Source organism: Brevibacillus antibioticus, from assembly GCF_005217615.1.
Lineage (GTDB): Bacteria > Bacillota > Bacilli > Brevibacillales > Brevibacillaceae > Brevibacillus > Brevibacillus antibioticus.
Genome location: NZ_SZNK01000001.1, coordinates 4,713,014 through 4,724,359 on the forward strand (window position 1 = coordinate 4,713,014; position 11,346 = coordinate 4,724,359).

11 protein-coding genes and 1 pseudogene are annotated in these 11,346 nt (G+C 48.7%); all 12 read right to left on the minus strand.

The window, feature by feature from the left end:
• Positions 1-169: 169 nt before the first annotated feature.
• A complete protein-coding gene (gene ftsH, locus E8L90_RS22765) occupies positions 170-2,149 on the minus strand; it encodes an ATP-dependent zinc metalloprotease FtsH (RefSeq protein ID WP_137031474.1) in 1,980 nt (659 codons plus the stop codon).
• A 69-nt stretch (positions 2,150-2,218) separates the two neighbouring features.
• Positions 2,219-2,758 carry a hypoxanthine phosphoribosyltransferase gene (gene hpt / locus E8L90_RS22770; RefSeq protein WP_017246961.1) on the minus strand — a complete coding sequence of 180 codons (540 nt, stop codon included), beginning with the start codon at positions 2,756-2,758 and terminating at the stop codon, positions 2,219-2,221.
• Positions 2,755-4,182, minus strand: a complete 1,428-nt coding sequence (gene tilS, locus E8L90_RS22775) for a tRNA lysidine(34) synthetase TilS (RefSeq protein ID WP_137031475.1) — start codon at positions 4,180-4,182, stop codon at positions 2,755-2,757. The genes hpt and tilS overlap by 4 nt, the downstream gene beginning before the upstream one ends.
• Positions 4,154-4,606 (minus strand): threonine/serine exporter family protein, encoded by a 453-nt coding sequence (locus E8L90_RS22780; RefSeq protein WP_137031476.1) that lies wholly within the window; start codon positions 4,604-4,606, stop codon positions 4,154-4,156. Before E8L90_RS22780 ends, tilS begins: the two co-directional genes overlap by 29 nt.
• A gap of 5 nt (positions 4,607-4,611) precedes the next feature.
• A complete protein-coding gene (locus tag E8L90_RS22785) occupies positions 4,612-5,361 on the minus strand; it encodes a threonine/serine exporter family protein (RefSeq protein ID WP_137031477.1) in 750 nt (249 codons plus the stop codon).
• A 15-nt stretch (positions 5,362-5,376) separates the two neighbouring features.
• Complete coding sequence (locus tag E8L90_RS22790; RefSeq protein WP_244297355.1) at positions 5,377-6,312, minus strand: serine/threonine protein kinase; 936 nt, start codon at positions 6,310-6,312, stop codon at positions 5,377-5,379.
• Positions 6,302-7,063: a VWA domain-containing protein gene (locus E8L90_RS22795; RefSeq protein WP_137031479.1), complete on the minus strand. Its 762-nt coding sequence runs from the start codon at positions 7,061-7,063 to the stop codon at positions 6,302-6,304. The genes E8L90_RS22790 and E8L90_RS22795 overlap by 11 nt, the downstream gene beginning before the upstream one ends.
• Before the next feature lie 120 nt (positions 7,064-7,183).
• Positions 7,184-9,658 (minus strand): stage II sporulation protein E, encoded by a 2,475-nt coding sequence (gene spoIIE, locus E8L90_RS22800; RefSeq protein WP_137031480.1) that lies wholly within the window; start codon positions 9,656-9,658, stop codon positions 7,184-7,186.
• 273 nt (positions 9,659-9,931) lie between these two features.
• Positions 9,932-10,114: pseudogene (locus E8L90_RS22805) on the minus strand (S1 RNA-binding domain-containing protein); the annotation flags it as partial.
• Between the two features lie 41 nt (positions 10,115-10,155).
• Positions 10,156-10,464, minus strand: a complete 309-nt coding sequence (locus E8L90_RS22810; protein WP_137031481.1) for an FtsB family cell division protein — start codon at positions 10,462-10,464, stop codon at positions 10,156-10,158.
• 18 nt (positions 10,465-10,482) lie between these two features.
• A complete protein-coding gene (gene yabQ, locus E8L90_RS22815; RefSeq protein ID WP_137031482.1) occupies positions 10,483-11,055 on the minus strand; it encodes a spore cortex biosynthesis protein YabQ in 573 nt (190 codons plus the stop codon).
• Positions 11,052-11,336: a sporulation protein YabP gene (gene yabP, locus E8L90_RS22820; RefSeq protein WP_007726414.1), complete on the minus strand. Its 285-nt coding sequence runs from the start codon at positions 11,334-11,336 to the stop codon at positions 11,052-11,054. Before yabP ends, yabQ begins: the two co-directional genes overlap by 4 nt.
• Positions 11,337-11,346: the final 10 nt, after the last annotated feature.

Genomic DNA, 11,346 nt, shown 5'->3' on the forward strand with positions numbered 1-11,346 from the left:
AAGTGTTCGACAGGCGTGGTCCCCTTTTTTAAGTTCCGACTGGGGTGGCCTGTCAAGGTCTACGAGCCCTGCGCTTTTTCTTCTCACCAGCTTTATTGGTTCATCGACACCTTTTAAAAACGTAACCTAATACTTTCCGATATTGCAAAAAAGGGCACCAGAGGCGCCCTTATTGTTTCGGTTCTTCGTTTGTATCTTCTTTTACTTCTTCTTTTACTTCTTCTTTTACTTCTTCTTTTACTTCTTCTTTTACTTCTTCCAGCTTCGGTTGAATGTTCACGACCACATCTTTATTTGCGTCCGGATCGTTATCCATTTTACCTGTTTCGATCAATTGCTTGATCTGCTCAGAATCAAGAGTCTCGACACGGAGCAGCGTGTTCGCAATCAGATCGAGCTGATCACGGTGCGTCGTAAGCAATTCTGTACACTTCGCATAGCACTCGTTGATAATATTTTGCATTTCCTGATCGATCTCGTACGCAATCTGATCGGAGTAGTTACGCTCATTGCCATAGTCGCGGCCCAGGAATACTTGACCTTGACTCTTACCGAACTGCATAGGTCCGAGCTTGCTCATTCCGTATTCGGTAATCATGCTGCGAGCGATAGCAGTCGCGCGTTGGAAGTCATTATGTGCCCCGGTACTAATATCCCCAAGCACCAATTCCTCCGCAACACGTCCCCCCAACAGACCGACGATTTTGTCGAGCAAGTCCGTTTTGGTAGCAAAGAAACGGTCTTCCTTCGGCAGCATCACGGTGTATCCACCAGCTTGGCCGCGCGGAATGATTGTTACCTTATGTACCATTTCTGCATTTCTCAGGTGGTATCCGATGATCGTATGACCAGCTTCGTGGAAGGCAACCAGACGGCGCTCGTCTTCGCTCACTACGCGAGACTTCTTCGCTGGACCTGCAATCACGCGGTCAATCGCTTCATCTACTTCCGTCATCGTGATTTGCTTTTTGTTTCTGCGGGCAGTCAAGAGAGCCGCTTCATTCAGCAGGTTCTCCAAATCTGCGCCCGTGAAGCCCGATGTACCACGAGCAATCACGTCCAGCTTCACGTCTTCGCCAATCGGCTTGTTGCGGGCATGAACCTTGAGCACCGCTTCACGGCCTTTGATATCAGGACGATCAACTGTAATTTGACGGTCAAAACGTCCCGGACGCAAGAGAGCCGGGTCGAGAATGTCAGGTCGGTTGGTCGCAGCAATCATGATGATTCCTTCGTTTCCACCAAAACCGTCCATCTCTACGAGCAACTGGTTGAGAGTTTGCTCGCGTTCGTCGTGGCCGCCGCCGAGTCCAGCTCCGCGTTGACGACCCACGGCGTCAATCTCGTCAATAAAGATAATGCAAGGAGCATTTTTCTTCGCATTTTCAAACAGGTCACGTACGCGGGATGCACCCACCCCAACGAACATTTCCACGAAGTCAGAACCGGAGATACTGAAGAACGGTACACCAGCTTCGCCTGCAACAGCGCGAGCGAGCAAAGTTTTACCTGTACCCGGAGGTCCTACAAGCAGCACCCCTTTTGGAATACGAGCGCCAACCGCATTGAACTTACGGTTGTCTTTCAGGAAATCAACGACTTCCTCCAGCTCCGCCTTTTCTTCGTCTGCTCCTGCTACATCGTCAAATGTAACGCGTTTCTTCTCTTCGTTGTAAAGCTTCGCGCGGCTTTTACCGAAGTTCATGACTCGGCTTCCGCCACCTTGTGCGTTGTTCAGAAGAAAGAAAAACAGGATGAAGATGATGACAAAAGGAATGATAGAAGTCAAGAACGTGAGCCAAATGCTATTGCCCTCCGCAGGATTGAACGCTACATTCTTCACCTTTTGCGCATCGATTTTCTCTTCGACTACCTTAACAACATCTGAGTCATACAAAGGAACATTGGTAAAAAATTTGTTGCTTTCCTGTCCCGGAATAGCTTTTGCCAACGTACCCTCGACCCTGTAAGTACCATTCTCTGGTCGAAGCGCCAACTCAGTGACGTTGTCAGCTTTTAGCTGTATCCGGAATTCCTGATATGTAAGTTTCCCAACCTTATCAGTACCGGAGAGGATGAAATTCACGATCCCGACCGTGACAAGAAAAATCAGTAGGTAGAACCCGGTATTACGAAAAAAGCGATTCATTCCTTACCTCCTCTCACGAACAGACACTTTTCACATTTTATCATAGAAAGCACGGTCTCCACAACAAACCTACTTTGTGTAGACCTCAGGCTTCAATACACCGATATAAGGAAGATTACGGTAGTGCTCGTCATAGTCCAAGCCGTATCCCACAACGAATTCGTCTGGAACATCGTATCCCTTATAGTCTGGTGAAATATCCACCTTGCGACGCTCTGGTTTGTTCAAGAGAGTCACCACTTTTACGGAAGCAGCTTCCCGATGGCGCAACAGCTCTACCAAGCGGCTCAGCGTCAGACCGCTGTCCATGATGTCTTCTACAACCAGCACGTGTCTGTTTTGCACAGATGTATCGAGATCCTTCAAGATTTTCACCATGCCAGAGGACTCTGTTCCACTTCCGTAGCTGGAAACAGCCATGAAATCCATTTCGCACGGAATATCCATGTGACGGATCAGATCAGCCATGAAAACGACCGCGCCTTTCAGCACGCAGATAACCAATGGATTTTTATCCTTGTATTCTGCAGCCAGCGTCTTGCCTAATTCTTGAACTTTTACCGCAATATCCTCTTCTGATAGCAAAATCTTCTCGATGTCTTGATTCATGAAAAAACCTCCCGCCAATCTTCTCCAAACTCTACCCGCACGTGTAGAAAACGCCTGGTCTGTCCATTGACAGGCGCTACGGCGGAACGGCGCACACCTGGTACCAAAATCACCTCATCGCCCGCCGTCAAAAGCGGAAGTTTGTCACGCCATGCTCGCGGAAATTTGGCATCAATCAATAAATCCTTCAACTTCTTTCCATCTGCTGAGCCAAACAGGGTGATGCGGTCTCCAGGTTTTCGGTTACGCAAATACAGCGATCCTGGCAACTGTTCGGCATCAAAGACCGCTTCATTCGCCGGGAGTCGCTCCCAATCCATGGGACCTTCCAGGTAAGTAATATGTACCGTGGCCTTGCTCTCGTCGACCCAGGTTACACCGGGAACGGCGAGCTCGTAACTATACGTATGTATGCGATCCTGTCGCTTTCTACGACGAAAAGTGATTCGCTCGTACACCCGGTCGACTACCAGGTCATTCGGCAAATGCAATTCCGCTGAAGGGCGACTTCCCCCTAGCATGTGCAAAACGGTCTCCACATGTTGCGAAGACCATTCGGTATGTTTTGAGAGATAACTTAATATTAGAGTAATCATTCTCCTTTGTAAAGCAACGTCACAAGTTTGAAACTTGTCATTGTCCATCAAAAATGCTTCAGGTTTTTTCTCAATCGTTACCTCTTTCAAATGCTCAATCGCCAGCCTCATTAAAAGCGCTTCGTCCTGTCGGATTGCCTCTGCAGTAGCCAAGATATGCTCCCGATACTTGTCATTCACCTTTTCTAATAAGGGCATGACATCCAAACGCAGAAGATTGCGCGTATACTTGCGCGATTGGTTGCTGCTATCCTCACGGGGGACAAGTTGATGTTCCCGACAGTAGCCTTCCAGTTCTTGACGCGTTTTATGCAAGAGCGGGCGCACGAGCTCAATCGGGCAATCCGCAAGCATTCTTCGCTTCGGCATCCCTGTCAGTCCATGCAACCTGCTGCCTCGCACAAAACGAAAAAGAATCGTTTCCACCTGATCGTCAGCATGATGGGCCAATGCCAGTTTGGTCGCCCCTTGCGCTAAGCCTACCTCTCGATACAGTCGATAGCGAATGTCGCGACTCGCTTCTTGCCCGCCCAGTCCCGTTTTTTCCATATAAGCGGGGACGTCATACTCAAAGAGATGGAAAGCCACGCTGAGTTTTCGACATAGCTCTTCTGCATAGAGTGCGTCCTGCCTTGCTTCTTCCCCACGAAAGCCGTGGTTCAGATGGACAGCATGCAGCTTCCAATTATACTGGTATTGTTTATTGAGAGAAGCCAATATATGCAACAGTGCGGTAGAATCGTTGCCGCCGGAAATTCCAACAACAATGGTCTCACCTGGAAGCAAAAGCCCCTCGGACTCAATCTCGTTGCGCACGCTTGCCAGCATAGCGGGCTCCTTTCCAAATCGTCAGAACCGAAATTCCAAACATAAGTCCAGAAGCAATCGCGCCGGCCACCATCACTGTCTTGGTCGCCTGAGTAATCCCTCCGACATAATCATTGTTTACAAAAGCAAGCATGGCTTTGTAAGCCAACGATCCTGGTACAAGTGGAATAATGCCCGCGACGCTAAAATTCGTAGAAGGTACTCGCAGGACAATAGATAAGAGCTGACTGAGCAAAGAGACAGTTGCAGCTGAAACAAACGTCGACAACAAGACCTCTGCACCGTAGATAGGAAGAATGGAGTAGACGAGAAAGCCAATCACTCCGGCTAAACCACCCGCTACGATTGTTCGAACCGGCACATTGAACAGCACACACCATGCTACTGAAGAGGCGAAGCTAAGCGCCAATCCTTTTAACAACATCGTACTCACCTCGTAAACGAAAGAATAATGGCTGTGGCTACCGCTACGGAGACCGCTGTCAGCATGGCTTCTACTCCGCGTGAAACACCTGCAACCAAATCACCAGCCATCAAATCCCGAAGCGAGTTGGTGATGGCGATCCCCGGAAACAACGGAAGCATCGCACCAATAATAATGATGCTTAAATGCAACTGCGGAAAGATCGTCACGGTCAACAACGCGAAAAGTCCTCCTAGTAAAGCAGCAGAGAACTCCGTAAAAAACTTCATCCGGACAAACTGTTCTAAATATTCCTGGCTCAGGTTCACAATCAACCCGGCCATCGCAGAAGGAACCAGACTGCCCCAATCTCCCCCTGCAAGCATAGCAAAGGAGCCGCTGGCCGTAGCGGCTGCTAGATGCTGCAACCATTTCGGATAGATCTGCTTTTTCTGATCAATCTCACGTAGCGTCCGATAGGCCTGCTCCAAATTAATTTTTCCACCGACAAACTGTCGGGAAACATCATTGACGAGCGTAATTTTATTGAGGTTGGTCGTACGTTTGGGGGTACGAACCATTCTTGTATGATCCAGTCCACTGCACCGAAAGGACAGGATGATGCTTGTAGGCGTAGCCGAGCTGTTGACGTCATCCATCCCCGCAGCCTTCGCAATCAATGCCATTGTCTCTTCCGTCCGGTAAGTCTCTCCACCGTTTTTCAAAATAATTGAGCCTGCCAACAAGCAAGTATCCATCACCAAATCTGAGGACACGAACCGTCACATCCTTCACATAAACCATGCGTAATACAAAGTGCCAGCCAACAGGAGTAGCGAAGCGACAAAAAGTCCGCTAATGCCCGCGCTTGCGTTCCTTTTCGTCCGCGCTTTCTTTTGCGATTTTTGAGGTTTGTCGCCCATGCTATCTCGCAAGACTGCCAACAGCTCCGCTCGCATTTCTTTCGCGGTCGCAAACTTACCGTGAAACGCCTTCAATAAAGGCTCCCGGTAAGGGTACAGGCTGTCACTTTTTCGTATTATATCACAGAGTAATATCGTGTGACGTGGGTCACCAAGGCTGTTTTTCCACGTTTCCGGTCCAACCGTCAAACGCACCATCATCACGGCTATCGAGAACAGGTCATAACTCACTTCAGCCCGTCTATCACCTGCGTGCCAAAAAGCTCGGTCATACTCTTCTGTAAACTGCCGAACAGCGTTGCCCAGCTTGGTCACTCCACCGAAATCAATCAAGCGTACCTGCTTGTCCGTCTGGGTAACCATCACATTCTGCGGTTTCAAATCACCAAAAATATAGCCATGCTGGTGCAAAACATCCAGTCGCGCCAGCAATTGAACCATCATCACGGCCACCCAGTCCGTACCCTCTTGCTTGATATATTCATCCAATTGCAATCCTTGAAGATACTCCATGGCATAAAACGTACAGGCCTTCCCGTTTACAACGAGATCGTCCACGTCGCACAGGAGCGGTCCCACTTTGGAATCCCGCCCCTGCTGTGTGCTTTTCAAAACATTCACTTCCATTAAAATGTCTATGCCTTCCACACCGACCTTAACCGCGCGCTGTATGCCATCTTGGGATACCAAGTACACGGTCCCGTTTGCACCACGCCCCAGCTCCCGTAAGACGTGGTACAATTTTTTGTTCCATTTTCCTGTAAAGTGCTTGGGCAGGTCGGGGGTGGCTGCCTTAAAAGACATGGTCACGCAGCATTCCGTTCGAGTCGTCCTCTTCGTCTTGGTCGGTGTAACGCTCTTGCAGCGAGCGTGGGAGCTTGTCCTGCTCAAACAGGGTAATTGCCTCTACGATGGCGGGGCCTGTAGGAGTAGTTCCGCTCATCGCCAAATCACTCGTAATTTGATGGGCCTGCTCGACCTTTTCTGTCCACGGAATGCGGATATCGAGATGCTTTTGTTTCCCCGGAAATGAACCGACCGCCATTCTGCTATGTCCACTCCGTGAATGCAGACTGATACTGAAATCGTGTATCGCTTGCTGAACAGCCGACAGCTTTGGCTTCATACTTCCTGAGGTATCCACCAGCATCACGACGTTCAAGCTGCTTTTTTCACCCAACTCGTCAACCATTCCGGCAACCTGTACTCTTTTATCAGGTGCCAGCTCCTCTATTCCGGAATCGCCCAAAATCTCTTTTAATTCTTTATTGACCACTTGATGAATGGTGCGCGTCATTGCTTTTCGCGTCAGCATTTGTACCGTTTGCGCAAGCTGTTGGGGATACACGATGTCGCAGAGTCCACCACCTGCTTTCGCAATATCCCTGATCTCCTTCTCCCCTTTCTCACCCAGCTCACTCTTGTCGATTACGCCAATCACATTGACCGTAATCCCTTGCTCCCTTGCCAGTGTAGCCGCAGCAACGGGACTCATCCCCGAATTGGAACAGCCGTCTGTTACTACCAGTATTTGACGAAGTGTCGCTTCTTTCACAATAATCTCCCCATTCGATCTGTTTTGTCAGTCCTAGCTCCGTGTAGCGATCCTTCATCCACTTCACTTCGCAGGGTATTTTTAGCAACAGTATCGACGGGTAATAGAGAAAACATACTCCTAACTCACAATCCGTGGACGCTCGAGCTTCTCCATGCCATGTACCGCGATGGCAGCCCACTGTGGTACAAAGCGGTCAATTCGGGCCACCAACACGGTCATGTCATCGACAATTTGTCCGGAATGCTGGCGAATGACTTTTTCCAACAGTAAGTCAGCGACCTCCTGTGGATCATTCGTCTCTAGTTCGCCGATGATTCGCTTCATCCACACTTGCCTGTTTTCAATGTGGCGCGGCGCCTCATAGATGCCGTCGGACATCATGACGAGCAAATCACCTGGCTTGAGCATACGAGATACGACATCCACCTCGATTTCTTCCAAAATCCCCACTGGCAGGTTGTTGGCGGTAATCGTGATGACATCTTTATTTCTTTTGACAAAGCTTGGGGTGGAGCCGATTTTTACAAAACGGGTATGAGCGGTTTGCAAATCGATCAGAGCCAAGTCTACTGTCGCGAACATCTCCTCCTTGGAGCGCAGGGCGAGCACAGAGTTAACGGTTTTGATCGAAATTTTTTCGTCCATACCTGAACGCAGAAGCTGCTGGAGCATATCGAGGGCAGATTGACTCTCTATGGATGCCCGCTCGCCATTCCCCATTCCATCACTGATCGCTAGCGCCATTTTTCCATTACCCAAATCCATCGTGCGAAAGCTGTCTCCAGATAGCAGCTTGCCGTCTTTGGCTGCACCTGCGACCCCGATATCGATCTCATACGTTTTAGCGGAAGCAAGGCACATCGTGCAAGAACCGTCTTTTTGCGCTTCACAATGCCGCTCGCGAACCACAATGTTTTCTCCCAATATCTCCGTGAGCATGGGAGCCACGATCTTCGCGCATTCATCGCGGCCATAGCAAGTCGGCTGACTGATTTCGATATCGACCTTCCCTACTTCCAAGCTGTGTATTTCTACGCGGCGTACCGACAGACCCAAGCCCTCCAATGCTTGTGAGACTTGCTTTTCCTGAAAGCTCAGCTCCATGCCCTCCCGTTGTATTTCCCGGGCAAAATCACTCATGACTCGAGAGACTCCCGATAGCTGGTCAGCTACGAGCATCCGGCTTTCCTTTACCTGCTTTTTCAGTTGTTCAAACGACTGCTGGCGATCGTATTCCTGCTCCATCACAGTCATGACCTTTTCCGTTTTGACACACTTGCGCTCCCAATCACGCGGTGGTGTTACACCAGCCAATGTACCTTGCTCATGCACTTTTTCCATTAAAAAGCGCATTCCCTCATAGGTCGATTGTGTATCCTTTTCCCAGCATTGTTCTTTTTTCCAGCATTTCTGGCAGGTGAATTCGGATACGCGGCTGAGAAAAGCATCGGCCTGTTCTTCTATTTCTTCAGGATCGGCTGTCTGGGCAAAGCTATGAGAGAGTTGCGTAAACAAATCGGAGAATTGCTGGATTTTGCCCGCCGTCACATCGCGGACTCTGCGCATGTATTCTTGATGGGATTGTAGATTCTCGGGAGTCCCGGGGATAAATCGGGCTACTTTTTTCCAAAGAGCAGCGGGGGTCAGAATGAAGAGAACCATTGCCAGAGAGGTTTCGATCAAGGAGTAGTAGAGCGTCTCTTCTGCGCCACCGTAAATCGCAAGAATAGCCGTACCAATCAACAAGCCTGCAGATACGCCCACTTTGCCGCCTTCCTTCAACAAGCCTGCCAAAAGACCGGAAAAAGCGAGCAGATTGATTTGTAAAAGAGCACTCACATTTGCCAGACTGAGGATGAGACCTGTGACCACGCCAACAGCCGCACCGATCGTGCCACCACCGACAAAAGCAAAGACGAGCAGCAAATAGCGTGAAAGTACATGCTCCATCGAAATGCCTTCGACCATCCAATCCACAGTACCCGTCATCAAGGACGCCAGTAAAATGACTAACGAAACGATCTCTTCATTTTTGAGAGGTTCGTAAGGCTTCGCCAAATGAATGATTGATAAGGACTGGATGAAAATGAGCGTCATTACAAAGCCAAGAGTCGCTTCCACGGCAACCATCACGAGCTCGTAGGTCGTTACCTGATTGGTCAGAACCGCATACAACAGACGGCTGATGAAAATCGTCCCGACGACCAGCAAAGGCGTCCGGGAAAAGTCTTTCTTGCGCATTTTATTCATTAGTTTGCAGGCAAACAAGGCAAGTATCACGCTCAAGGCGGTTTCCAGTCCAACAGGCACCGACTGGGTAAAAGCGCCGATAATAAGAGCCATCCCCGTGACAAGCAAACAATCTCGACGAATATAAAACATGACAATGAAATACGGTATAGCAAAGGGAGTTAGCTCTTCCACGATTAGAGCTCGTCCTAATAAGAAGCCCATAAGGATGGGGAGAACATTCCACTTCTCTATGAAATCCGCTACTTTTTCTCCCCACGTCTGGGCAGTGGTACCCATTCGATCGGACACTTGCCGCGTCCAAGCTTGTCCGGCTTGTGTTACGTTTTTGTTCGCAATCATTTCGCTCCACCCCGTTCTTGGTCAATGTGTTTCTCATTATACGGAGGGGGCATTGTAAAATTTGTCAAAAATCCAATGAATATTCACAGAATCGTGCGACAAATTCAGTAACGCAAATGGACAAAAAAAACCGACGTTATGGCGGATAACGTCGGCTGACAGGTGATTCGCGCTTTGCGAAACGGGCTTAGGATACTTTATTCGTCAAGACTTGGAAATGACCTTCCTATTTTTACAGTCAAAATGCGCTTTTAACAAAGAAAGAAAAGTCATAATTTTCCGAACCAGGAAAACCGACCGTAGTCGTTCCCTTGGATGGATATCCCGGACATAGACGTCGGCAATTTCACTAACATGCACTAGTCCGGTCACATCGCCTGGCAGCTTAACAAACGCTCCGAATTTGGTGATACCGGTGACTTTTCCTTCCAGTATACTCCCGATCTCGATCTCCATGACGTGGAATACCTTCCTCTCGTTGAAGATCAGCTGTATACTCAATCCGGAATCATATAGATGCTTTCTCCTTGCTTAGTAAACAAAATTCGCTTACGTACCAGCTCTGCCAAGTACTCCTGATCGTTTAACCGACTTGCTTCATAGGTCAGATTGTCTTGCTTTTGCTGCAAGACCGCTGATTCTTGCTTCAAGACTTCCAGCTCTGCTTCCTTCTTGGACAACTCCCCACTTTGCAAAAACAAGGTATAGCTAGTCCAGACGAAGAAGCACAGGATCACAAAGAAAAAGAGACGCATTCTCCTTCTTTGCCCTTTTCGGTTAATGGAAGAGGTTCTTGTTTCCTTCATCAGTACGCCACCTCGAATCTACTCCCGTTTTCTCTTTGAGTGAAACCAATTCTTCCAATTGGTCCAAAATCCTGTTGTTTTCCCATACATTTTTTTCCCTAAATGTTGACCCCATCTGGCAAAAGGAGAGGTGACAAAACGCGTCACTTTCCACAAAAAGCCGAGGATCGCGAGCAACACGGAATACAAAAATGTCAGCACCATGATGATCACTCGGAAAAGAAAGAGCACAGGACGTACTAGCAGGATGTCAATAATTTTTACGACCGTACGGTAAAACCACTGACAGAATTTTATCACGCGGTGCAAGAAAAGGATATACTTCTTACTACCTATTAAGAAGTACAGCCACGCGCCAAATATCATTCCAAAAAATATCGGAAAGCGAATAATCCCGTCGTTCACTTTCACCAAAATCAAGAAGACAGCGCCCATACTGCCCACCCAAAAAAGGATGTCAAAGAAAAAGACCAACCAGAGTGGCAGTCTGGCCTTGCCCTTAAATACATGGTACGTATCAAATCCCATACCCATCAGTGCACCACACGTCGACATGGCCAATACCGTCTGCAACTGGATGACGATGTTCACTTGAATAACTTGCCGAAGAATCCTCTCGACCGATCGCCGGCCTGCCCTTGCTCCAAATAGGCCATCTCGTGAACGAGCCCCTCGATCGCTACTTCTCCGGTTTCCAGACTCAGATTTTTCATATGCAGGTTTTGGCCTCGTATGGTTAAAAAGCCGCCGTCCGTCTCCAAGAGGAATTCTTCGCTGTCAAAGCTTTCGACGTTTTTTACTCCCGAAATCGCTAAGCTGCGACGATTAATCATCACGACTTCATGACGTGGCCGTCTCGTGTGATCGTTCATGATTACTCCC